Here is a 26026-nt window from a genome sequence, read left to right on the forward strand (position 1 = left end):
GCGATGTTATTGGCAGCCATGGCATTGGCGGCAACTGTGCCGTGCAGCGGAGCGGTTGCGGTATGCGATAGCGGCAGTCCTGCCGCGCTGACGCTCGTCGATGACGGAAGCGTGCCCACCATCGTCACCGATCCGAAAGACTCCCCGGCCGTCCTGCATGCCGCACAGGAAGTGGGTGGCGACCTTGCCTCGGTGGCGGGTAAACAGGCCCATACCGATGCCCATATTGCGGTTATCATCGGGTCGCTGGGGCACAATGCGGTAATCGACCGGCTGGTGCGTGAGAAGCGGATCGACGTCAGCGCCATTCGCGGCCGTTGGGAAGCCTATCTGCAACAGGTTGTCGACAATCCCATGCCGGGGATCAGCCGTGCACTGGTAATCGTCGGCGCGGACCGGCGTGGCGCAGTCTATGGGGCGTATGACCTTTCGCGCAGGGCAGGCGTATCGCCCTGGGTGTGGTGGGCGGATGTGCCCGTCAAAGTCCGCAAGCATCTGGTTGTGTTGCCGGGGGCGCGTACCGATGCACCGGTCGTGCGCTATCGCGGCATTTTCCTGAACGATGAAAATCCGGCGCTGTTCGGCTGGGCAAAGGCGAAATTCGGTGGAGTGAATCATCGCTTCTACGCGCATGTGTTCGACCTGTTGCTGCGGTTGAAGGGCAATTATCTCTGGCCCGCCATGTGGGGCAAATCTCTTTGGGAGGACGACCCCGAAAGCGCGGTACTGGCGCAGAAGGTGGGGGTGGTGCTGGGTACCTCGCACCACGAACCGATGATGCGCGCGCAGGAAGACTGGCATCGCGCCAGGGGCGGTGCATGGGATTATACGACCAACGGTGCCCGGCTGCGGGAGTTCTGGCGCAAGGGGATCGAGCGCAATCTGGGACGCGAGGTGCTGGTCACTGTCGGGATGCGGGGCGACGGCGACAAGCCGATGACGCAGGGGACGGCGATTCCCCTGCTTGAAAAGATCGTTCACGACCAGCGCAAGATCATCGCCGATGTGACGCAGAAACCTGCCAGCGATACGCCGCAGGTCTGGGCGCTCTATAAGGAAGTGCAGGATTATTACGACAAGGGCATGAAGGTGCCCGACGACATCACGCTGCTGTTTTCGGACGATAACTGGGGCAATATCCGCCGTCTGCCGGAACCGGATACGAAACCGCGTTCGGGGGGATATGGCGTCTATTATCATTTTGACTATGTCGGCGGTCCGCGCAACTATAAGTGGCTGAACGTGACCCAGGTCGGGCGCGTCTGGCAGCAGATGGAACTGGCCCATGCGCGTGGTGCCAATCGGATATGGATCGCCAATGTCGGCGACCTGAAGCCGATGGAATTGCCGATCAGCTTTTTCCTCGACCTCGCCTGGAACCCCAGGGCCTGGGGGCCGGATGCCGGGCGAGCCTATCTGGCGCATTGGGCGGCGCAGCAGTTCGGCCCGGAGCATGCGGCCGAAATCGCGGATATTCTGGATCGCGAAACGCGTTTTACGGCGCGACGGACGCCCGAACTCACCAACGCATCGACATGGAACGTCAATACCGAATGGCCGCAAATCATTGCAGCCTATGACAAACTCGTCGCGGACGCCGAGCGGGTGAAGCGCGATATTCCGGCCGATGCGCAGGATGCTTATTTCGAACTGGTGCTGCATCCGGTGCTGGCGACGGCCAATCTGAACCACCTCTATTACACCGTCGCGCTGAACCATCAGGCGGCGGCGCAGGGCAGGGCAGATACCAACGCGCTGGCCGATGCCGCCAAACGCTATTTTGAGCGCGATGCTCTGCTGGCTAAGCAATATGACGATACCGCCAACGGCAAATGGCCGCATATGATGGACCAGACGCATATCGGCTATACGAGCTGGCAGGAGCCGCCGAAAAACATCATGCCCAGGGTCGACCGGATTACGCTTCCCGAGGCCGGAGCGCTGGGCGTGTCGGTCGCGGGGCAGGCACTGACGGCCGGACAGCCCGCTACACCCCTGCGGATCGACCGGTTCGGTACGCTCGGCCGTCATATTACCCTGTTCGACAAGGGGCGGCAGCCGGTCGCGTTCACGGTGCGGTCGTCAACTCCCTGGCTTCACGTCGATACCGCGTCCGGTTCGATTTCGGACGTACGAACCGTCACGCTTCAGGTCGATTGGCAGCAGGCACCGAAGGGCCGGTCCAGTGCCACCTTGGCAATCCGCAGCAAGACAGGTGATTTCACCGTTCCGATTATGGTCGAGAACCCGGCTGTGCCACCTGTGGGAAGCGGTTTTGTCGAAGGGGACGGCCGGGTTGCCGTCAACGCCGACAGCGCCGAAACCGTGAACGGTGCTACCGCCCGCTGGATCAAGGTGGCCGGGCTGGGCAGGACAGGCTCCGCAATGGCGGTATGGCCGCAAACCGCCCAGCTTTCGGCCGGAAATGCGCCCGCGCTGAACTTTCCGGTCATGCTGGAGGGTTCGGGGAATCGCTTCATCACTCTGGTCGCAGCACCCTCGCTTCCGACGACGAAGGGCGGCAAAATACAGGCGCTGGTTTCGGTGGACGGCGCGCCCGGAAAGCTGTTCGACTTCAGCGATCCGTCCGACAAGGCATGGGCGAGCAGCGTGATCGCACATGCCCGCGTCGAATCGGTGCAGTTCCCCCTTTCGCCCGGACACCATATCATCCGGGTAAAGCCGCTTAGTCCCGAACTGGTGCTTGAACGGCTGGAAGTCAGTGGCAAGGCGGTCAGTCCGCTTGCGCTCGACCCGCCGCAAAGCGTCCGCCGCTGAACCGGTCGTGTCCGATGACCGGAGACTCCATCATGTCCGATCCTGTTTTTACGACCCGTCGCACAATCCTGAAAGGCTCGGCAGCCCTGACGCTGCCGCTTTCCGGAATGTCCTTTCCAGCCAGCGCAGAGGCGGTCGAACGCGACGATGAAACCAGCCTGTCGCCGCGTATCCACAGGCGCCTCGACACGGGGTGGCGGTTTCACAAGGGCGATCCCAAAGGCCATGAAGGGCTGGTCTATGACGTGCGCGACAGCCTTCCCGATACCGAAAAGGTCGATCTGGCTCAGTCTCCCGTCCGGCTGAAAAAGGATGCGTCCGGACTGACGATACTGAAACCGTGGATATTGCCCTCGGGAAATCGCTTCCTGAACGATCCTGCGGATCGTCACAAACGTCCGGCGGGGAATGTCGGTGGGGACATTCCGTTCGTGCGTCCGTCATTCAACGACAGCGGCTGGCAGCAGGTGAACCTGCCCCATGACTGGGCGATTGCCGGTCCGTTCCTGCATGACCCGGATAGTGGCGGCATGGGGCGCCTGCCAAGCTGGGGCGTGGGCTGGTATCGGCGGTGCATTGACGTTCCGACGAGCGATCGCGGCAAGTCGGTGTTCCTCGATGTGGACGGGGCGATGTCCTATGCCACGGTATGGCTGAACGGGCGTATCGTGGGCGGCTGGCCCTATGGCTATAATGGCTGGCGACTGGATCTGACGTCGTATGTTCGCCCCGGCGAAACCAATCTGCTGGTTATTCGCCTGAACAACCCACCGGCATCCGCGCGGTGGTACCCCGGCGGCGGTCTGTATCGCGATGTCTGGCTGACCGTGGTCGATCCGGTGCATGTCGGACAATGGGGTACGCATCTTACCACCCCGCTGGTTTCGGAAGGCAGTGCGACGGTCGATCTCACCGTCACCGTCGACAATGACGGGTCTGCGGATGCCGACATAAGCGTCACGACGGAACTGCGACCGGTCGATGAAGATGGAAGGCAGGGGGACGTCGTTGCCCGGATCACGCCTTCCGCAAAACGGATCGTGGCGCGCGGCAGCGCTGTTATCCGCGGTTCGGCTGCCATCGCTGGTCCGCGCTTGTGGGGGCCTTTGCCCGATCAGACACCCCATCGCTATGTTGCCATCACCACGGTTGCGAAGAGCGGCAGGGTAGTCGACCGTTATGTAACCCCCTTCGGTATCCGTGAAATCCGCTGCGATGCCGATACCGGCGTGTGGGTGAACGGAAAGCAGGTGCGTTTGCACGGCACCAACAACCATCACGACCTCGGCCCGCTGGGCGCGGCGTTCAATCGCAGCGCGGCGCGGCGGCAGCTCGAAAAGCTGCGGGAAATGGGCTGCAACGCACTGCGGATGAGCCACAATCCGCCCGATCCGGCGCTGCTCGATCTTGCCGATGAGCTGGGCTTTCTTGTTCTCGATGAGATTTTCGACGTCTGGCAGATGAAGAAGACGCCGCTCGATTTTCACCTGATCTTCGATGACTGGTATGAACAGGATTTGCGGACCATGTTGCGGCGCGATCGCAATCATCCGTCGATTTTCATGTGGAGCGTCGGTAACGAGGTCGGTGAGCAGCATAGCGGAGAAGCAGGCGCGGCCATCGGTCGCAAGCTGGTCGCCATCGCACATCAGGAAGATCCGACGCGGCCCGTCACTTCAGCTATGAACTGGGCCAAACCCGACATGCCGTTTCCGGCGGTCTTCGACACCATAGGCCTGAATTATCAGGGGATCGGCGTGCGCACGATCCCAGGACAGTTCGCGCCATTTCACGAAAAATTTCCGGACAAGATGATCTTCAGTACCGAATCCGCTGCGGCGGTCAGCAGCCGCGGGGAATATCAGTTCCCGGTGCCGGGTACGCGTAGCGCATCGGTCCGCCCCGGTGTCGGCGGCGATCCCGAAACGCATCAGGTCAGCGCGTATGAACTGTTCGCCGCCGATTTCGGAAGTTCGGCGGACATCGTGTTTTCCGCCGATGATCAACATCCCTTCGTCGCAGGTGAATTTGTATGGACGGGATGGGACTATCTCGGCGAACCGACGCCGTATTATTCCTCGCGCAGTTCCTATTTTGGAATCATCGATCTTGCCGGATTCCCAAAAGACCGGTTTTACCTGTATCGGGCACGCTGGCGGCCCGACCTGAAAACGGCGCATATCCTGCCGCACTGGACATGGCCGGGGCGGGAGGGGCAGGTCACGCCGGTTCAAGTCTTCACGGCGGCGGATGAGGCCGAATTGTTCGTCAACGGCAAGTCCCAGGGCAAACAGAAACGGGCGCCGTTCCAGTATCGTTTCCGCTGGGACTATGTGAAATACGAACCGGGCGAGTTGAAGGTCGTAACGTACAAGGACGGCAAGCCCTGGGGAACTGAAATCGTGAAGACGGCGGGTGCTCCGGCCCGGCTGGAGGCAAGCGCCAATCACAAGACAGTGGACCCGCGCGACCGCGAACTGGTGTTTATCGAAGCCCGCATTCTCGACAAGGACGGCAACCCGGTGCCGCAGGCATCGAACCGCGTGCGCTTCACCGCGCACGGGGCGGCGGAGGTGATTGCTACCGCCAATGGCGATCCGACCAGCTTCACGCCCTTTCCTTCACCGGAGCGCGCCGCCTTCAACGGCTGCGTCCTGGGCGTGGTTCGGGCGAAGGACGCTGCAACCGGTCGATTCTCGGTCGCTGTCGATTCGGCCGGGCTGGGCGGCGCGCTCGTGCCGGTGACGATCCGCAGCTAGAAAATTTTGCCCCGGATGGCGATGTTCATTCGAGGCAGGGCTTCATGCCTGCGCCTTCACCCGTTTCCGGTACTGGTGGAGCAACGGCTCGGTATAGCCATTGGGTTGCTCCACCCCTTCGAAAACCAGCGCACGCGCAGCCTGTAGCGCCAGGCTGTCCGGGTTCCCGGCCATCGGTCGATAGGCGGGATCGTCCGCATTTTGTGCATCGACCTTCTTCGCCATGCGATCGAAAGCGGCGTTGACGGCGGCTTCGCTCGCGATGCCGTGCAGCAGCCAGTTGGCCATGTGCTGGGAGGAGATGCGCAGTGTCGCGCGATCTTCCATCAAACCGATATCGTTAATATCAGGCACCTTGGAACAGCCGACCCCCTGATCGACCCAGCGGACGACATAGCCGAGAATACCTTGCGCATTGTTGTCGAGTTCGCGGGTCACTTCCTCCCCGGTCCAGTTACGGCCATCGGCGACCGGAATGGTCAGCAGCCGGTCGAGGGAAGGGATGGCTTCGTCGGCAATCTCCTGCTGGCGCGTAAAGACGTCGAGGCGATGATAATGCGTGGCATGCAGGGTCGCAGCGGTTGGGGAGGGTACCCAGGCGGTATTGGCACCCGATCCGGGGTGGCCTATCTTCTGTTCCAGCATGTCGGCCATGCGATCGGGCGCCGCCCACATCCCCTTGCCGATCTGCGCACGTTCCGACAGGCCATGGGCCAGACCGATACGGACATTGCGGTCTTCATAGGCGATCAGCCAGTCGGCGCTTTTCATTTCGCCCTTGGGGATCATCGGCCCGGCGCGCATCGCGGTGTGCATCTCATCGCCCGTGCGATCCAGAAAGCCGGTGTTGATAAAGACGATCCGGTTTTTCACGGTCTCGATACATGCGGCCAGATTGGTCGAGGTCCGGCGTTCCTCATCCATCACGCCGACCTTGACGGTGTGGCGGTCGAGACCCAGCAAATCCTCTACGGCATTGAACAATCGGTCGGTGAAGGCACATTCCTCCGGCCCGTGCATTTTCGGTTTGACGATATAGATCGAACCGGCCCGGCTGTTGCGATATTCGCCCAGCCCGCGCAGATCGTAGAGCGCAATCGTCGAGGTCAGGATCGCGTCAAGAATCCCTTCGGGCGCTTCCGATCCGTCGGGCAGGTTTACGGCAGGTGTGGTCATCAGATGGCCGACATTGCGCACGAACAGCAGCGAGCGGCCGGGCAGGGAGTAGGGCGTGCCGTCCGGCGCGAGATAATCGCGGTCGGGGTTGAGGCGGCGTGTGATGGTCCTTCCGCCCTTGTCGAAGCTCTCCTCCAGCGTGCCCTGCATCAGGCCCAGCCAGTTGCTATAAGCAGCGACCTTGTCCTCGGCATCGACCGCGGCGACCGAATCTTCCAGATCGACGATTGTGGTGATGGCGGATTCCAGCAGAACGTCGGCAATGCCCGCAGGATCGTCCCGGCCGATGGGATGACTGCGGTCGATCACGACTTCGATATGCAGCCCGTTATGTACGAACAGCAGCGAGTCGTCGCGCGTGCCGACGAATTGGCCCGGATCGGCAAGATCGGGCATGCCGCCGGAAAAATCGCTCCAGCTTCCGCTTGCCAGCGGGATGCAAGTGTCCAGAAACGCCTTTGCCCATGCGATGACCTGCGTACCGCGTTCGGCATCATAGCCGCCGGGCTTCGGGCTGCCGGGTAAGGCGTCGGTACCGTATAGCGCGTCGTACAGACTGCCCCAGCGCGCATTGGCGGCATTGAGCACGAAGCGGGCATTGAGAACCGGCACGACAAGCTGCGGACCGGCCATGGCGGCGATTTCGGGATCGACTTTCGTGGTGCCGATGGTGAACGGCTCCGGCTCCGGCACAAGGTAGCCGATATCGCGCAGAAATGCCTGATACGCGGCCATGTCGCGGATCGGGCCGGGATGCGCGCTGTGCCACTCGTCGATCCGGCCCTGAAGCGCGTCACGTTTTTCCAGCAGTGTCCGGTTTTCGGGAGTAAAGCGGGCAAAGATGTCGGCAACACCGCGCCAGAAGCCGTCGGCTTCAACCCCAAGACCGGGGAGAACCCGATCCTCGACAAATTGCGCGAGAATATCGGCAACCTGCAATCCGGCGCGTTCGACACTATGCGGCATGGGTTCCTCCACCTGAATACGATCAACACGGGTCCGGGGAGGACATATGCCGATTAGCCGCACGCGCCGGAAGAAATCAACCCTGTTGCGGCTCGAACGCGGCAGTTGCCTCTTCCAGCCGTTCCAGCATCGAGCGCAACTGTCGAACCTCCTCCGCAGAAAAGCCCGAAAACAACTGGCGTTCCAGTGCCAGTGCCTTGGGCGATACCTGTTCGTACAGATCCTGCCCCGCCTTGCTGAGCGACAGCAGGTGCGAACGCTGATCGGCGGGGTTGGGTGCGCGTTGTACCAGCCCGCGATCATGCAGTGCGGTTGCCGCGCGGCTGACCATTACCTTGTCCATACGCGTGGCGATGCCCAGCGCCTGCTGGCTCATCCCGTCGCTTTCCGCGAGTACGGCGATCAGTCGCCATTCGGCAATACGCAGGCCGAACAGCGACTGATAGGCGGTGGCGATGACGTTGGAGACGCGGTTCGACGCAATCGACAGCCGATAGGGCAGGAATCCGTCGAGATGCAGCGTCCCCGGCATGGTCTCAATAGCCCTCGGCCAGTCCCGATGGGCGACGACGGTCGTTCGCACCTTCAAGCACGCCATTCTTCCGATCGACCAGAATGGCCTCATCGGCGCCCAGCGCGGAGATGGGGGTGAAGTTATACCCCATCGCTTCCAGTTTCGATCGTGTTTCGGGCGTCAGATAGCCGGGTTCGACAACGACCGTATCGGGCAGCCACTGATGGTGGAAACGCGGTGCGTTTACCGACTGCTGCATGTTCATGCCGAAATCAATGACGTTCAGGATGGACTGCAGCGTCGTCGTGATGATCGTCGAACCGCCGGGGCTGCCCGTCACCATGAACGTCTTGCCTTCGGGATCGAGTACGATGGTCGGCGACATGGAGGATAGCGGCCGCTTGCCCGGCCCGACCGCATTGGCCTTGCCCTGTACCAGCCCGAAGGTATTGGGTACGCCCGGTTTGGACGTGAAATCATCCATCTCGTTGTTCAGGAAAAAGCCCGTGTCGCCGGCAATCTTTCCCACACCGAACAGATAATTGATCGTGTAGGTCACGCCGACCGAATTACCGGCCGCATCGACTACCGAATAATGCGTGGTGTTCGTACCTTCGGTGGCACTGACACCGCCTTTCACTTCGGAGGATGGCGTTGCCTTGTCAGATTCGATCTGCGCCCGAATCGCGTCTGCATGGGCAGGTGAGATCAGCTTGTCGACCGGATTATGGACGAACGCCGGGTCGCCCAGATCAGTATTCCGGTCGGCAAAGGCATGGCGTTCGGCTTCGACGATATAGTGCGTCGCCATGACCGAGCCATAGCCGTATTTGCTGAGCGGATAGGCTTTCAGCACCTGCAGGATTTCGCAGATGGTAGTACCGCCGGAACTGGGTGGCGGGTCGGAAACAACCGTATAACCGCGATAGTCGCAGGTAACCGGCTTGTCCCACTGTACGGTATAGTCGGCAAAATCCTTCATCGACAACAGGCCGCCATTGGCCTTGCTCGCGGCCACGACCTTTTGCGCAATCGCGCCTTTGTAAAAGGCCTGAGTGCCGCCCTTTTCAATTGCCCGAAGCGTGTCGGCAAGCTTGGTCTGCACCAGCCGGTCGCCGATCCCCCAGGGCTTGCCGTGGTTCAGAAAGATCGACGCGACATTCGGTTCGTTCGCGAAGTCCCTGGTACGGCTGTTGAGGATTTTCACATCGCCCGATTCGAGCAGATAGCCCTTGGCGGCGAGCTCGATTGCCGGCTGCATCACCTGCGACAGGGACATGGTGCCATATTTGGCCAGCGCGCTGTTGAGCCCCATCACCGTGCCGGGGACGCCGACCCCCAGATAAGTACCGGTGCTGCGGCCCTTTACGACATTGCCCTTGTCATCCTGAAACAACGTCGCGGTCGCCTTGAGCGGTGCTTTTTCGCGGAAATCGAGGAACAGATTCTGTCCATCGGCTAGATGAATAACCATGAAACCGCCGCCGCCGATATTGCCGCAGCAGGGATGTACCACCGCCAGCGCATAGCCGACCGCCACCGCAGCATCGACGGCATTGCCGCCCTCCCGCAGGATTTTCACGCCGACATCGGTGGCGAGATGCTGGGCCGTCACCACCATGGCGTGTTTGGCGATGACAGGGCGGGCAGCCTTGTAATCGGGAACGTCCGCATCGGCGCTGGTCTGATCGAGCGCGCTCTTGGAAATCTGCGCCCTGGGTGTCGCATGCGCGGTGACTGCACCGGCGGTAGTGGATAACAATATTGCTGCAAGCGCCGTGCGAATGGCCAAGGCGATCTCCTGTCGGGGGTGTTTCGATACAAAGTGCCATAGAACACTCTTGCGGCGCAGCAAAAGCCCCATGCGTAAAAACGTCGCGTCGGGAACCCCCTTCATTTTCCGCCATTGGAGCTTTGACGATGGCAAGCGATACCGATATAGTAACAAATGTAACCAGTTTTCGATGGAGAAGTCCCCATGTCCGCCGAACCTCTTGCAAACCCCATGGGTCTGAACGGTTTTGAATTCGTTGAATTCACCGGCCCCAACCCCGATGCGCTGGCCGATCTGTTCGAGAAGATGGGCTTTACCCATGTGGCGACCCATAAGACCAAGAAGGTGCGCCGCTATACGCAGGGCGACATCAACTTCCTGCTCAACATGGAGCCGTCAGGACAGGTCGCGGGTTTTCGCGAAGCGCATGGGCCGTCCGCCAATGCCATGGCGTTTCGTGTCGCCGATGCGGAAAAGGCGCTGAAACTGGCCGTGGAACGCGGCGCAACCGAGGTGAAGGGCAAGAACGGCCCGGGCGAACTCGACATCCCGGCGATTGAAGGGATTGGCGGCGCCAACCTCTATCTCGTCGATAAATATGGCGAGCAGTCGATTTACGATACCGATTTCGAACCGGTTGGTGGGGCGACGTTGAACAAGAATTCGGTCGGCCTCGAAACGCTCGACCATCTGACCCATAATCTGAAGCGTGGCCGGATGGACCATTGGGCGGGCTATTACGAAAACATCTTCAATTTCCGCGAAATCCGCTACTTCGATATTGAGGGTCAGCAGACAGGCCTGTTGTCACGCGCGATGACTGCGCCCGACGACAAGATCCGCATTCCGCTCAACGAAAGCCGCGACGATCATTCGCAGATCGAAGAATTCATCAAAGACTATAAGGGCGAGGGTATTCAGCATCTGGCACTCACCACCGACGATATCTTCGCGACCGTCGATGCGTTGCGCGCCAATGGCATCCGCTTTCAGGATACGCCCGATACCTATTACGATATGATCGACGAGCGCTTGCCCGGTCACGGTCATGACATTCAGAAGATGCGTGAACGCAAAATCCTGATTGACGGCTCGCCTGAAACAGGTGAGGGGCTTTTGCTGCAGATCTTTACCGAAAATATGGTTGGGCCGATCTTCTTTGAAATTATCCAACGCAAGGGTAATGAAGGGTTCGGTGAGGGCAATTTCAAAGCCCTGTTCGAGTCGATTGAGCTTGACCAGATTCGTCGCGGCGTGATCCCGGCGAAGAAGGAAGATGCGGAGGCCTGAGCCTTTCGCGACGAGTCAGGAGAGGCCGGCCAGGTCGTTCGCAGGAGGAAGCCTGGCAGGAAACGGCCCGTGAGCCGCCATCAACCCATCCCGGCAACGGGGCATAAAACACACAAGGGTGGTGATGGCGGCTCACATCAAAACAGCAATATCGGGAGAGCGGGACGTGTCCGACGGCGCCATGACGGGCTTTGGCAATCATTTTGCGACAGAGGCGGTTGCAGGGGCCTTGCCGGTCGGTCGCAATTCTCCGCAAAAGCCGGCCTTCGGACTGTACGCGGAACAACTGTCGGGCACCGCCTTTACTGCGCCGCGTAGCGAGAACCGCCGATCCTGGCTGTATCGGTTGCGCCCCTCCGCGGCGCATCCTCCCTTTCGTCCTTATACCGGTGCGGGATTGTTCGGGGCCGAAGCCGCGCAAGGCGCAGTCAATCCCAACCGGATGCGCTGGTCGCCACTGGATTTCGAAGGGGAGGGCGCCGACTGGCTCGACGGCCTCGCCACCATGCTGGCTAGCAATCCGCCGGATAGCCAGAGCGGGGCGACGGTCCATATCTACCGCGCGACAAAGGATATGGTCGACCGGGCTTTCGTCTCTGCTGACGGGGAGTTGATCATCGTCCCGGAACTGGGACGACTGGTCCTGTTGACCGAACTGGGGCGGATCGAACTCTCACCGGGTGAAATTGCGCTCATTCCACGCGGTGTGCGGTTTCGTGTGACGCTGCCCGACGGCAAAGCGCGGGGCTATGTCGCGGAAAATCACGGAGCGGCATTTCGCTTGCCCGATCTGGGGCCGATCGGAGCCAACGGGTTGGCCAATCCGCGTGATTTCGAAACGCCGGTCGCCTGGTTCGAAGATGTCGAAGGCAGCTTCCGGCTCGTCCAGAAATTCCTGGGATCGCTATGGGAAACCGATCTCGGCCACAGTCCGATGGATGTAGTGGCATGGCACGGTAACCTCGCTCCGTGCAAATATGATCTGTCGCGGTTCAACACGGTGAATACGGTCAGTTTCGATCACCCCGATCCGTCGATCTTCACCGTGCTGACCTCGCCTAGCGATGTGCCGGGCACAGCCAATGCCGATTTCGTGATCTTCCCCCCGCGCTGGATGGTGGCGGAGGACACGTTCCGCCCACCATGGTTCCACCGCAACGTGATGAGCGAAGCAATGGGACTGATCACCGGTGCCTATGATGCAAAGGCCGAAGGGTTCGCGCCCGGTGCGCTGTCCCTGCATAATCAGATGGCGGGGCATGGTCCCGACGTCGCGAGCTGGAAAACCGCAAGCGAAGCGGAACTGGTTCCCCACAAGATCGAGAACACCATGGCCTTCATGGTCGAGAGCCGCTGGGTGTTTCGGCCGACGCAATTTGCGCTCGATCATGCGCAGGCCGATTATGACACCGCGTGGGAAGGGTTTCCAAAGGCCTCTTTACCGACCCCGTAAGAACGCAAGCAACGGGATCAATAGCGATTCCTTCGCGGCTTCTGCTGATGGCGGCTGGGCAGGGTGTCGGCCATGGTCGCGCCGCGGCGGCCCATCGGCATCTGTTCGCCGCGGATTGAGTCCACGCCGGTCTGACGTTCAGCCTCGGCATTGATTTCGGCACCGATCAACACGGCATAGGCCGAAACATACAGCCACATCAGCAGGACGACGACAGCGCCCAGCGCACCATAGGTCGCGTTATAATTCGCGAAATTGGCAGTATATACGCCAAACAGCAACGTCGCCAGCAGCCACAGAAAGGTCGCCGCCGCCGATCCCACGGACAGCCAGCGCCATTTCGCCCGAGCCCGATCCGGAGCATAACGATAGACGACGGCAAAGCCGCTGCTGGCGATCAGCGCAGCCACCACCCAGGTTGCAATCTTGATGAGGACGACCCCGCTTTCGCCGAGGATGCCGACCCAATTCTGTAAATATCCCAGCACCACCGCCGCAACGAGGCCGACGATTGCGGCAAGTACTGCACCGAGCGTAAGGACGATGGCCAGAAGGTAGACGCGAAAGATCGACCGTTCATCATCTTCTTCATACACTACATTAAGCGCCTGAATCATCGCGCCCGCCGCGCGCATCGCACCGTAAATAGAAAAGAACAGGGCGATGAGGAGGCTGATGCCGGTCTTGCTCGCGGCAGTGGTGGTGACGCTGATCAACTGCTTCTGGATCAGCGATGCCGCATCGCTGGGCATGACGTCGAAAATGATCCGCATATGCTGGGCTACCGTGGCGGGGTCAGCGATCAGACCATAAATCATCACAATCGCGCCCAGCAGGGGAACGAAGGACAGGAATGCGTAAAAGGCAACACCCGCCGCCATCAGCGACAGATTGTGAAATCCGGTCATCATGTAGATACGACCGAATATCGCTTTCCAGGCACGCCATGGATGCTGCCAGGGATGAGTAGATTCAAATCCGGGTATGTTTTCCGTATCCGGCAAAGAAGTTGTTTCATTCATCGCTGACGTTCCCCGTTTATTCCCTGAATATCTATCGTAAATATCAACGTGACAGCGTGGATCGGGATGCATCCTCTTCAAGAAAATGAAAATCGATAATCATTTTAATGCCATGGACCCAAAACGCGATTGATTCGTTATGAACCAAATTCGGGAGGGACTGCGCGACCTCCAGCTATCATGAAACTGCGCCAGATCGGGGAATGTGTGCAAAAGGGTAAAGGGGCTCCTTTCTGGATGACATCCGCAGCATGGGTATGTGCTGCGGTTATTCCTGCAACGCCGGGAACAGCTCACGCGCTTCAATCGCAAAATGCGTCGTCACCAACCCCCACGCCTGCTCCGGCACAGACGAATACATCCGATACGAAACAGACCGTCACCGGCAAGGCTTCGCCTGCCGATCAGAACAAGCCCATTGTTTCCAACCAGGAATTTGAAAGTGCCTTGCCGCCGCTGAGCGACGATATCAATGCGCCGCTGGAAGCGATGCCAACACCCACTCCCACACCGTCTTCGACCCCAGCAGAGACGACCTCTTTAGCACAACCATCGACGACAACCGGATCATCGACGCAATCGCAGCAATCATCGCCGGATGGTCCGATCACGGTTGCCCAGCCGTTGCCCGACGAAGGGGAGCTTGAAAAACCGCTGGAACCGATTGCGACGTTCGATACGCAACCGCCGCCGACCATCGAGGGTGTGAAGCAGGGCAAAAATACCGTCATCCCTTACGATACCGTGATTCACGGACTGGATCAGGTCGGTCTGGAGGGACAATTCAAGGATCTTTCAGCGCTGGAAGACGGCAAAGGGAAGGCGGCCAACGCCACGATGATTTCGGCGCGTGCCCAGTCGGACAAGGATCTTGCCGTCCGGTTGATGCAATCGGTCGGATATTATGACGGCACGGCGATCACGACGATCGAGCCTGCAAGCGACAAGAACGACAATCGCGTGCAGGTAATTTTGACCGCTACGCCGGGCAAACTTTATCATCTCGGCACCATCAAGGTTTCCGGAGACCCCACAGTCCCTGTCGGACTGGTGCGCAAGGCTCTGCCGCTGAAGACAGGCGATCCGATCGATGCGATACGGGTACAGGCGGCGGAAGCGAATGTATCGCTGACCCTGCCGGAGGAAGGGTATCCCTTCTTCAAACTGGGTGAGCGCGATATCCTGCTCGATGACAGCGATTATACCGGCGACTACACACTGCCCTATACGTTGGGAGTGCGCGCATCATTCGGGGGCTTTGAAACCACCGGCAAAGAGGCGTTCAGCGCCAAGCATATCGCCGTTCTGGCGCGTTTCAAAAAGGGTGAATTGTACGACAGCCGCAAAGTGGACGACCTGCGCAAGGCGCTGGTCGCCACGGGGCTGTTTTCCACCGTGTCGGTCGAGCCGAAAAAGACCGGCGAAAAAGGGTCGGACGACACCGAATATGTGAACCTGATGGTCCGGCAGAGGGCAGGGCCGCCACGGACGCTTGCCGGGGAGTTGGGATACAGCACCGGCGAAGGCATCAAGTTGCAGGGGTCGTGGACGAACCGCAATCTGTTCCCGCCGGAAGGCGCGCTGATTCTGGCGGGTACGGCAGGGTCGCAGGAACAGGGGCTTTCCGGCACCTTCCGACGCTCCAATGCGGGTAAGCGGGACCGGACGGTATCGCTGACCCTGTCGGCAGATCACTCCAATTACGACGCTTATGAAGCGTTTACGGGTACGTTGGCGGGGCGTGTTTCCTATGATTCCACGCCCATCTGGCAGAAGCGGTTCACCTATGCCTATGGTTTCGAACTGACCGCGACCAACGAAGATACCTATAATTACAGTGCGGGAGAGCGGCAGCGTAAGACCTACTTCATCGCGGCCCTGCCTTTGTTCGCCGGATGGGATACCTCCGACAGTCTGCTCAATCCGACGCGCGGATTTCGGGTAAAGGCGAATGTCAGCCCCGAATCCGCCGTGAAAGGCGGGTTCCGGCCCTATGTCCGTACCATGCTGGAAACGGACGGATATCTGCACGTTTCCGACAGCCTTGTGCTTGCAGGGCGCGTGCGGGTCGGCAGCATTCTGGGCATCAGCCGCGATGACCTGCCGCCGTCACGGCGCTATTATTCAGGCGGCGGCGGATCGGTGCGCGGCTATGGCTATCAGCAACTGGGCCCGATTGCTCCGGACGGAAAACCCGCGGGTGGTCGCAGCCTGAACGAATTTTCGATCGAGGCGCGCTATCGCTTCGGTAATTTCGGCATCGTGCCCTTCGTCGATGCCGGACAATCCTATGAGAGCGTATATCCCAAACTTTCGGGGCTTCAGTTCGGCGCCGGGATCGGCGGACGCTATTACACCAATTTCGGTCCGCTGCGTATCGACGTGGCGACGCCGCTGAACCCGCGTCCCGGCGATCCTAAGGTCGCGCTGTACATCTCGATCGGGCAGGCTTTCTGATGGCGGAAGAACCTGTGTCCGTACCCGAAAGCCCGGAAGAAGGCGAAACCACCGTCGTATTCGAACGCCGTCCGCTGTGGCAGCGGATCGTAAAGTGGTTCGGGATCGTGCTTGCCGGGCTGGCGCTGCTGATCGTGCTGTTGCTGTTTGCGGTGAACACCGACCCCGGCAAACGCTTTCTGGTGGACAAGATAAACGGGTTCAGCACTGCGTCGGGCCTGCAGGTAAAGGTCGGGCGGATCGACGGCTCGATTTACGGCGCGATGACATTGCGCGACGTCCAGGTGTTGGACACCAAAGGGGTATTCGCCTCCTCGCCGAGCATTGCGCTCGACTGGCGCCCCTTTGCGTTCATCCACAAGCATGTCGATATCCGCAGCCTGACCAGTCCGTTGATCCGGTACAGCCGCAATCCGGTGCTGAAACCGACCCCGCCCAGTACCAAGAATTCACCGATTCTACCCAATATCGATATCGACGTGAACCGGCTGGCGATCCAGCAGATTGATATCGGCGCGGCGGTGACGGGACAACGCCATGTCGCGCGTCTCGCCGGAACGGTGCATATCGCCAACCGGCGCGCGCAGATCGTTACGAATATGGCGACGCTGTCGGCACCCGGTGTAGCGGGGGGCGACCGGCTGGCGCTGAAACTGGATGCGGTTCCTGACGATAATAAACTCGACGTCGATCTGAAACTGCAGGCCCCTGCAAACGGGCTGATCGGCGGGATGGCCGGGCTGAAGAAACCTCTGGCACTGTCCGTCGACGGCAATGGAAGCTGGAAGGCATGGAACGGCACCATGTCCGGTACGCTGGGCGGCTCGTCGCTGGTCGATCTGCGCATTGCCGAACAGAATGGCCGGTTTCAGGTACGCGGCAATGCGCATCCCGGTCTTTATCTGACCGGCCCGGTCGAGCGGCTGACCGCGCCGCAACTCAACATCGCGCTGGATGCCGCCGTCGATCAGCGGGTGGTCGATACGCAGTTGCGTCTGCGTTCCGATGCACTGGCTGTCTCGACTCAGGGGCAGGTCGATCTCGGCAACAGCATCTTCCATAATTTCAAGGTGCAGGCGCTGCTCCTGAAACCCGGTGCGATTGCCAGGAACCTGCGCGGCAACGCCGTGCGTGCGGCGGTGGCGCTGAACGGGCCGTTCAAAACGCCGACGGTGGATTACAAGCTGAGCGCCGCCGCGATCGGGTTCGGCGAAACCGTGGTGCAGCGGGTTGCCGCGGAGGGCAGGGCGACCGTCAATTCGGACCGTATTCTGGTTCCCATCCGGGCCAGTGCAGCGCGTGTGACCGGCGTCAATGCGGCTGCCGGGGGGCTGCTCACCAACGTAACCATCAATGGCGATCTGGCGATCAGCGGCACCACCATTCTGTCGGATAATCTCCATGTTCATTCAGACCATCTCGACGCCACGGCGATCATTGTCGCCGATACCGCAAAGGGACGCTATACTGGTGGCCTGAAAGGACGGATCAACGACTATCGCATCGACAGCGTCGGCATCCTCGACGTGCAGACCAATGCGGACCTCTACGCCGGGCGCAATGGAGGGTTTGGTGTCAGGGGCCGGATCGTCGCCCGGACACGCAAGATATTCAATCAGGGTGCGCGCAACTTCCTGGGCGGTAATGCCTATACGCGGGTGGATCTGGATTATACTCCGCAGGGGATTATCCAGTTTTCCAATCTCAGGCTGAATGCGCCGGATTTCCGGATTACCGGCGGATCGGGGCGCTATGATCCCGCAGGTGCGTTGCTGGTCAACGCCGACGCCTATTCGAAGCAATATGGCCCGCTGCAACTGCGCGCAACCGGCAGTCTGACGAAGCCCGTTATTCTGCTACGCGCGGCCAAGCCGGGTGTCGGCATCGGCCTGGCCAATCTGGAAGCGCGCATTCGCGGCAATAACGGTGCGTATGCCGTGCAGGCAAAGGGCGACACGAATTACGGTCCGTTCAATGCCGATGTTCTGGTGAGTACCGGCGGTCCCCTGACCGTCGATATTCGTAGCGGACGCTTTGCGGGTATGGATCTGGGCGGCCGGATTCGACAGACCGCCGCCGGCCCCTTTGCCGGGACGGTGACATTCAACGGCTCCGGGATCGACGGCAACGCGCAATTGAGCGCGGCAGGCAAGGTACAGCGCGCCGTCATCGCGGCCAATGCCTCCAATGCAAAGATACCGGGGACAAGCGGTATCACCATCGGTCGTGCGATCATCAACGCCACCGCGACGCTCTATCCCAACGGGCCCGAACTGGTCGGCGATGCGCAGATCGGTGCCTTTTCGATGGGGCAGAATTTCGTCATCCAGAAAGCGCGCGCCAAGATCAATTATCGCGGCGGCAGCGGCACGGCACAGCTTTATGCGACAGGGTCGTCCGGCGTACCCTTTGAAATCGCGGCGAATGCACAGCTTCAACCCAACCACTATCTCGTGGCGTTAAAGGGCAGCGGCAACGGCATCGGTTTCCATACGGTCAATCCGGCACGCATCAGCAAGGCAGCGGACGGCTATAAACTGGCGCCCACTACACTCGATTTCGATAAGGGCAGTCTGCGTCTGGCCGGAAAATTCGGCAGCGCGATGTCGGTTCAGGCGCGCTTGCAGTCGATTGATCTGACGGCGATCAACGCCTTTATCCCGGGTCTCGGCGTCGGGGGTACGGCGACCGGCAGCCTCGACTTCAGTCAGGCGAGCAGCGGAGCATTCCCGCAGGCGACGGCGCGGCTGAACATTGCGAATTTCAGCCGGTCGAGCATCGCGACGGTATCCAAGGCAGTCGATATTGAATTCCTCGGCAAGCTGACCGCCAGTGGCGGCGATGCCCGCGCGCTGATCAAGCGCGGCACGACTACGGTGGGCCGCATGGTCGCGACCCTGCAACCGCTGCCGCCGGGTACGGGATCATGGCAGACCCGGTTGATGGCGGCACCGTTGGGCGGCGGCATCCGCTATAACGGTCCGTCCGATGTGCTGTTTTCCTTTGCCGGTCTGGCGGATCAGCAATTGTCGGGACCGATTGCCGTGGCGGCCAATTTTGCCGGACGCGTCCGCTCTCCGCAGTTGAGCGGCGTCATAAAGGCCACCAATCTGATCTATGAAAACGAAACCTATGGCACGCGCCTGACCAATCTCGCGATCGACGGTCGATTCAGCAACGATCGTCTGGTGTTGCAGTCGTTGAACGCCAAGGCGGGTGACGGCACGATATCGGCGCAGGGCAGTGTCGGCCTTGCCGCGGCCAACGGATTCCCGATCGATATTACTGCAAAGCTGGACAATGCTAGGCTTGCCCAAAGCGATTCACTCGGCGCGACGGCGACCGGCCAGCTTCACGTTGTCCATCAGCCGGGGCAAAAGACGACTTCGATCAGCGGCGACATTTCCATACCGCAGGCGCGCTATGCAATTTCGCGGCAGGGTTCCGCGCAGGTGGCGCATCTCGACGGTGTGCGTCGCAAGGGACAAAAACCACCTGAACAAGCGAATGACAGCCAGAGCCTGCCCGGCCTGTTCAAGCTCGATATCCGCATCCATGCCGATAATCAGCTTTATGTTTCCGGCATGGGCCTCGATTCCGAATGGCAGGCAAACATGCATGTCGGCGGCACGTCGGCGAATCCGAACGTTACCGGCACCATGCAGGTCGTGCGCGGCACCTATTCCTTCGCCGGCAAGCGGTTCACGCTGACGCGCGGCGTCATCAGTTTCGAAGGGGGTCCGATCGGCAATCCGCAGCTCAATATTCAGGCGGATACCACCACGGACGATGTAACCGTCACCTTGAACATCACAGGTAGCGCGCAGAATCCGCAGATCAGCTTTACCTCCACGCCAGCATTGCCGCAGGATGAGGTGCTGTCGCGTTTGCTGTTTGGAAGCTCGGTGACCGACCTGTCGGCAACGCAGGCGATCCAGCTCGCGGCGGCGCTCAACTCGTTGCGCGGCGGTGGGGGCGGATTGAACCCGCTGGGCAAGCTGCGTTCGGCGCTCGGGATCGATCAGTTGAAGATTCTCGGCAGCGACAAGACGACCGGGCGCGGTACCGCGCTTGCGGCGGGCAAATACATCACCAACGATATCTATGTCGAAATCATCACCGATGCGCGCGGCTTTACCGCCACCCAGATCGAGATCTCGCTGACCAAGGCGCTCAGCATCCTGTCGCAAACCAGCTCGTTCGGCGGTTCGGGTGCGTCCCTGCGCTATTCGAAGGATTACTAACGCACTTTCCTAATGCGGACGGCTGGCATATCCTTGGACGGGGAGAGGATATGGGTATCGAACATTTCGATGTGGTGGTGGTCGGGGCCGGTCTTTCGGGCGTCGGCGCTGGCTGGCATTTGCAGCATCGGTGTCCGGATCGCAGTTATGTGATCCTGGAATCGCGTGCGGAAATGGGTGGAACCTGGGACTTGTTTCGCTATCCGGGCATCCGCTCGGATTCCGACATGCATACACTGGGCTATTCCTTTCGGCCGTGGACGGAAGAGAAAGCGATTGCCGATGGTCGGTCTATTCTGAACTATATTCGCGATACCGCGCGGGAATACGGCATCGATCGGCATATCCGCTATCAGCATCGCGTGGTGCAGGCCGAATGGTCGAGCGACGAAGCGATATGGCTCGTCGAAACCGAAGCCGGGGAAAGCGGGGAGCGTAAACGTTTCTCCTGCCGCTTTCTCTATATGTGCTCAGGCTATTATAATTACGCAAAGGGGCATGCTCCCGACTTTGCGGGCAGCGAAACCTTCAAGGGCCAGATCATCCATCCGCAATTCTGGCCGGAGCAGTGCGACTATGCGGGCAAGCGCATCGTCGTGATCGGCAGTGGCGCGACGGCGGTGACGCTGGTGCCAGAACTGGCCAGGGACGCAGGCCATGTGACGATGTTGCAGCGATCGCCTACTTATATCGTCGCACGACCTGCTCAGGATAAAGTCGCCAACTGGCTGCGCGGGCATCTGCCGCGCAAACTGGCCTATGGCGTCACCCGCTGGAAAAACGTGCTGTTGCAGCAGTTCTTCTATCGCCTCGCCCGCAAGAAACCCGAAAAAGCCAAAGAGCGCCTGATCGGCATGGTGCGCGATGCGCTGGGCCCCGATCATGATGTCGATACGCATTTCACGCCGAGCTATCACCCATGGGACCAGCGGTTGTGCCTGATCCCCGATGCGGACATGTTCGATGCAATTCGAGAGGGCAGGGCATCGGTAGAAACAGGGCATATTGAACGTTTCACCGAAAACGGCATTCTGCTCAAATCCGGAAAGCTGCTGGAAGCGGACATGATCGTCACGGCGACGGGGCTGGAGCTGCAATTAATGGGCGGGGCCGAAATCAGCGTCGACGGACACCGGGTAAATCCGGCTGAAAGGCTGAATTACAAGGGGCTGATGCTGTCCGACGTTCCCAATATGGCGTTCTGCTTTGGCTATACCAACGCATCATGGACACTGAAGGCCGATCTCAGTTCGGCCTATATGTGCCGGCTGCTCAATACGATGAAGACACGCGGGCTGAGGCAATGCACGCCGCGATTCGAAGGAAAAGTCGATACCGCTCCCCTCATCGATTTCAGCTCAGGCTATGTCCGGCGGGCGCTGGACCGACTGCCGAAACAGGGAACGGTGAAGCCCTGGCGGTTGCATCAGAACTATCTGCTCGACCTGCTGGCGCTGCGATACGGATCGGTGGACGACCATATGGCCTTTTCCAACCCCGTCCCGGAACCGGATGACAGCAATAAGAAGGTAATTGCCGCCTGAGCCTGCACGCAACGGTTTATTCTGCGGCGCAGCAACGCTAACACCGTGCAGGTGGTAGCAAAGGCAATCAGCGCAATGAACGACGCCGCGGGCAATATGCCGCGACAGTCCCGCATGGGACCACTTAATCCGCCGCCCGAAACCTTGTTGGAGGGGGCGAGCCTGTTTCTCGATTTTGACGGTACACTGGTTGAAATCGCCACGCGACCCGACGGGGTTCGCGTCGATGCAGGGTTACGCGACCTGATCCATTCCCTTGCCGGCGCGCTCGACGGTCGGCTGGCGATCGTCAGCGGACGTCCGGTTGACGCGATTGCGGAATTTCTGGGCGAAGGGTTTGCGATCAGCGGCAGTCATGGCATCGAAATGCGCTGGGCGGACGGGCATTGTGAGGCACCGCCGCGTCCCGACAGCCTGCCCCATGTCCGTGCGGAAATGCAGCGCTTTGCCGCGACCAATTCCGGGGTTCTGGTCGAGGATAAGCCGTTCGGCGCTGGACTGCACTATCGCGAGGCTCCCGAGCTTGAACCGCAGGCGCGAGCCCTTGCTGAAAGGCTGGCGCAGGAAACGGGACTTTACCTTCAGGCAGGCAAGATGGTCTTTGAACTTCGCGTCGAAGGGCATGACAAGGGAACAGCGATCACCCGGTTCATGAACAGTGCGCCCTTTCACGGCCACCGGCCGATATTTCTGGGCGATGACGTAACCGACGAGGATGGTTTTGAAGCGGTCGTGGCCATGGGCGGTGCCGGGGTGCTGATCGGTGCCGAACGGCAGACCCATGCCGAATACCGGCTGGAAGATGTAGGCATGACGCTGGCTTGGCTGGCAAAGGCGATGGAGGTGCTGCGTTGAGCCAGCCGAATATGGATTTGTGGCCGATCGGCAATTGTCAGGTGGCGGGCCTGGTCGATCGTCACGCGCGACTGGTCTGGGGATGCGTTCCCCGATTTGACGGCGATCCGGCTTTCTCCTCACTGCTGGACGGCGGCGATCCGGCAGATTCCGATTCCAATGGCCTGTGGGCAATAGAGCTGGAAGAATGTCAAAGCGTGGAGCAGGAGTATATTCGCAATACCCCGATCCTGCGCAGTGTCCTGACCGACGCGCATGGCAGCGCGGTTGAGATCATCGACTTTTGTCCACGCTTTCAGCGGCTGGGCCGGACCTATCGCCCGGTTTCCTTCACCCGGATCGTGCGCCCGGTTTGCGGTAGCCCGCGTATTCGCATGCGTTTGCGGCCCACGCGAGGATGGGGTGATCCGACGGTACGACAAACCAACGGTTCCAATCATATCCGCTATCTGCTCGACGGGCTTCAGCTCCGATTGACCACCAATGCGCCGGTCGGGCTGGTTCAGGAAGAGCGGGTGTTTCGCGTCGAGAAACCGCTCCATTTCTTCCTTGGACCGGACGAGAGTTTCGCTGGCAATATCGCCACCAGTGTCGAAGAGATGCTAAACTACACCATCCATCACTGGCAGGACTGGGCGCGAGGTCTTGCCACGCCGTTTGAGTGGCAGGATGTGGTGATCCGCTGCGCGATTACGCTGAAGCTGTGCCAGTATGAGGAAACCGGCGCGATTGTCGCGGCGCTGACAACCTCTATTCCCGAACATGCCGGGTCCGAACGCAACTGGGACTATCGCTTCTGCTGGATTCGGGACGCCTATTATACCGTTCAGGCGCTGAACCGCGTCGGCGCACTGGATGTGCTGGAGGGCTATCTCGGCTATCTGCGCAACATCGTCGATGAGGCGAAGGGCGGCTATATTCAGCCGCTCTATGGCGTATTGGGGGAATCAACCCTGGTGGAAAATGTCGCCCCCCGGCTGGCGGGCTATCGCGGGCAGGGGCCGGTACGCGTCGGCAATCAGGCATATGAACAGGTACAGCATGATGCCTATGGCCAGATCGTGCTGTCGAATGTTCAGGCGTTTTTCGATCACCGCCTGTTCCGCATGGCAGGGCGAGAGGATTTCGAATCGCTCGAACGTATCGGCGAACGGGCGTGGGAACTTTATAACAAGCCCGACGCAGGCTTGTGGGAATTGCGGACGCGGCAGTCGGTGCATACCTATTCCGCTGCGATGTGCTGGGCCGCCTGCGACCGGCTGGCCAATGCCGCCGAACGCCTGGGCATGCCTGAGCGGCAGAAATTCTGGGACGACCGCGCGTCGACCATGCGCGAAACCATCGAGCGTGAGGCATGGCGCGAAGAGACCAATCGGATGTCAGCCACCTTTTCCGGTGACGATCTGGATGCGAGCTTGCTCCAGCTTTTGGAATTGCGGTTCCTGTCGCCGGACGATCCGCGGTTCAAAGGGACTCTGGAGGCGACCGAAGCCGGGTTGCGGCGTGGATCGCACATGCTGCGCTATGCGACCGAGGACGATTTCGGCCTGCCCGAAACGGCCTTCAACGTCTGCACTTTCTGGCTGATCGAGGCACTGCATTTCACCGGACGGAACGCAGACGCCCGCGAGTTGTTTGAAGAGATGTTGGCGCGAAGGACCGCGGCCGGTTTGCTGTCGGAGGATATCGATCCCGTGACCGGGGAATTGTGGGGCAATTATCCGCAGACCTATTCTCTGGTCGGCATGATCAACTGTGCGGTCCTGCTAAGCAAACCGTGGAGTGCGATCCGATGAACCGACTGATCATTATTTCCAACCGGGTTTCCGCACCAAAGGATTCCAATTCAGGCGCGCAAGGGGGCCTGGCCGTCGCGCTGAGTGCCGCACTGCGGGAGAATGGCGGCATCTGGTTCGGCTGGTCCGGCGACACGGTGGAACAGTTTACCGGCCAGATCAATTTTGAGCGCCGGTCGGGCGTTACCGTCGCGACGGTCGATCTGGAAGAGCATGATATTGAAGAATATTATGAAGGCTATGCCAATCGCACGCTGTGGCCGTTATTTCATTATCGCATCGACCTTGCCGAATATGAGCGGGAGTTTGCCGGGGGTTATCAGCGCGTTAATCATCGCTTTGCCGACACGGTTCGGCCGCTGATCGACCCGGAGGATGTGATCTGGATTCAGGACTATCACATGTTTCCGCTGGGACAGGATTTGCGCGATCGTGGTTGTAACAACCGGATCGGCTTTTTCCTGCATATTCCCTGGCCGCCGCGCCGGTTACTGAATACCCTGCCCGAAGCGGCTGATCTGGCGAAAACCCTGTTCGCCTATGACGTGATCGGCTTCCATACTCAGGAGTGGCTGGAATCGTTCCGTGATTTTGCGACCCAGGATCTGGGGGCCGAACTGCTGGATGGCGGGCGGTTGAAACTGGGCGATCGGGTGGTGCATGCGCTTGCCGCGCCGATCGGTATTGACTGCAAGGAGTTCGTCGAAGGCGCGAACAGTCCGACCGCGCGACTCGCTTATCGCCAGATGCGGGACAGTTCCAACGGTCGCGATCTGATCGTCGGGGTTGACCGTCTTGATTATTCCAAGGGGCTGGAAGAGCGGTTTCGCGGCTATGAGCGGTTTCTGGAAACGCATCCGGAAGAGCGCAAAGAAGTTTTCTTGCTGCAAATTGCACCACCGTCGCGCGCCACGGTGGAAAGCTATCAGAAAATCCGATCGACGCTGGAAGGACTGGCCGGGCATATCAACGGCGCCTATTCGGATGTCGACTGGACGCCGATCCGATATGTCAATCAGGGCTATCCGCGCGATCAGCTTGCCGGCATTTATCGGGCCGCGCGGATCGGACTGGTGACGCCGCTACGCGACGGTATGAATCTGGTGGCGAAGGAATATGTGGCCGCACAGGATCCGGAAGATCCCGGCGTACTGATCCTGTCGCGCTTTGCCGGCGCCGCTGAACAGCTTGGCAACGGCGCGGTGCTGGTCAATCCGTACAGCGCGGAGGAAATGTCCGATGCGATCGTGCAGGCATTGCGGATGAGCCGCGACGAGCGCATCGCGCGCTGGCGCCCGATGATGGACAATGTCGAGCAGGAAGACGTGATCTGGTGGCGCAAGCGCTTTACGGATGCCCTGCTGGATACAGCTAAGGCCGAAACTGCTGCGGCATAAG

General features: G+C 60.2%; 14 protein-coding genes. 10 read left to right on the forward strand and 4 right to left on the reverse strand.

The annotated features are described in order from the left end of the window. Positions 1 to 3 precede the first annotated feature (3 nt). Both FHR23_RS07920 and galB read left to right on the forward strand, forming a co-directional pair. Entirely contained in the window at positions 4 to 2778 is a 2775-nt protein-coding gene (locus FHR23_RS07920) for a glycosyl hydrolase 115 family protein (protein ID WP_184002648.1), read from the forward strand. A gap of 32 nt (positions 2779 to 2810) precedes the next feature. Next, the gene (galB, locus tag FHR23_RS07925) at positions 2811 to 5537 is read left to right on the forward strand and encodes a beta-galactosidase GalB (protein WP_184002650.1); all 2727 of its coding nucleotides are present in this window, start codon (positions 2811 to 2813) and stop codon (positions 5535 to 5537) included. 42 nt (positions 5538 to 5579) lie between these two features. Here galB and FHR23_RS07930 read toward each other — a convergent pair whose 3' ends face one another. The 3 genes from FHR23_RS07930 to ggt form a co-directional block, all read right to left on the reverse strand. Continuing rightward, on the reverse strand, positions 5580 to 7679 hold the full coding sequence (locus tag FHR23_RS07930; RefSeq protein ID WP_184002652.1) for a malate synthase G: 2100 nt from the start codon (positions 7677 to 7679) through the stop codon (positions 5580 to 5582). Positions 7680 to 7755: 76 nt separating this feature from the next. Further along, the gene (locus FHR23_RS07935; RefSeq protein WP_184002654.1) at positions 7756 to 8211 is read right to left on the reverse strand and encodes a MarR family winged helix-turn-helix transcriptional regulator; all 456 of its coding nucleotides are present in this window, start codon (positions 8209 to 8211) and stop codon (positions 7756 to 7758) included. A gap of 4 nt (positions 8212 to 8215) precedes the next feature. Beyond that, the gene (gene ggt, locus FHR23_RS07940) at positions 8216 to 9985 is read right to left on the reverse strand and encodes a gamma-glutamyltransferase (RefSeq protein ID WP_246359775.1); all 1770 of its coding nucleotides are present in this window, start codon (positions 9983 to 9985) and stop codon (positions 8216 to 8218) included. 186 nt (positions 9986 to 10171) lie between these two features. On the opposite strand from ggt, the gene hppD reads away from it, so the two are divergent. Both hppD and hmgA read left to right on the forward strand, forming a co-directional pair. Continuing rightward, positions 10172 to 11257, forward strand: coding sequence for a 4-hydroxyphenylpyruvate dioxygenase (gene hppD, locus FHR23_RS07945; RefSeq protein ID WP_184002656.1), 1086 nt, complete (start codon positions 10172 to 10174; stop codon positions 11255 to 11257). A 181-nt stretch (positions 11258 to 11438) separates the two neighbouring features. Then, positions 11439 to 12710, forward strand: a complete 1272-nt coding sequence (gene hmgA / locus FHR23_RS07950; RefSeq protein WP_184003243.1) for a homogentisate 1,2-dioxygenase — start codon at positions 11439 to 11441, stop codon at positions 12708 to 12710. A 17-nt stretch (positions 12711 to 12727) separates the two neighbouring features. Here hmgA and FHR23_RS07955 read toward each other — a convergent pair whose 3' ends face one another. Then, positions 12728 to 13621 carry a YihY/virulence factor BrkB family protein gene (locus FHR23_RS07955; protein WP_246359776.1) on the reverse strand — a complete coding sequence of 298 codons (894 nt, stop codon included), beginning with the start codon at positions 13619 to 13621 and terminating at the stop codon, positions 12728 to 12730. 348 nt (positions 13622 to 13969) lie between these two features. Between FHR23_RS07955 and FHR23_RS07960 the strand changes: the two genes are divergently transcribed. The 6 genes from FHR23_RS07960 (at position 13970) to FHR23_RS07985 (ending at position 26025) form a co-directional block, all read left to right on the forward strand. Continuing rightward, entirely contained in the window at positions 13970 to 16189 is a 2220-nt protein-coding gene (locus FHR23_RS07960) for an autotransporter assembly complex protein TamA (protein ID WP_184002660.1), read from the forward strand. After that, entirely contained in the window at positions 16189 to 20433 is a 4245-nt protein-coding gene (locus FHR23_RS07965) for a translocation/assembly module TamB domain-containing protein (protein WP_184002663.1), read from the forward strand. Before FHR23_RS07960 ends, FHR23_RS07965 begins: the two co-directional genes overlap by 1 nt. 50 nt (positions 20434 to 20483) lie before the next feature. Then, positions 20484 to 21977, forward strand: a complete 1494-nt coding sequence (locus FHR23_RS07970) for a flavin-containing monooxygenase (protein WP_184002665.1) — start codon at positions 20484 to 20486, stop codon at positions 21975 to 21977. Between the two features lie 75 nt (positions 21978 to 22052). Beyond that, the gene (otsB, locus tag FHR23_RS07975; protein WP_246359777.1) at positions 22053 to 22832 is read left to right on the forward strand and encodes a trehalose-phosphatase; all 780 of its coding nucleotides are present in this window, start codon (positions 22053 to 22055) and stop codon (positions 22830 to 22832) included. Between the two features lie 11 nt (positions 22833 to 22843). After that, on the forward strand, positions 22844 to 24628 hold the full coding sequence (locus FHR23_RS07980) for a glycoside hydrolase family 15 protein (RefSeq protein ID WP_184003246.1): 1785 nt from the start codon (positions 22844 to 22846) through the stop codon (positions 24626 to 24628). Next, on the forward strand, positions 24625 to 26025 hold the full coding sequence (locus tag FHR23_RS07985) for an alpha,alpha-trehalose-phosphate synthase (UDP-forming) (RefSeq protein WP_184002667.1): 1401 nt from the start codon (positions 24625 to 24627) through the stop codon (positions 26023 to 26025). Before FHR23_RS07980 ends, FHR23_RS07985 begins: the two co-directional genes overlap by 4 nt. Position 26026: the final 1 nt, after the last annotated feature.

Origin of the sequence: Stakelama sediminis, from assembly GCF_014199335.1 — a bacterium.
Lineage (GTDB): Bacteria > Pseudomonadota > Alphaproteobacteria > Sphingomonadales > Sphingomonadaceae > Sphingomonas > Sphingomonas sediminis.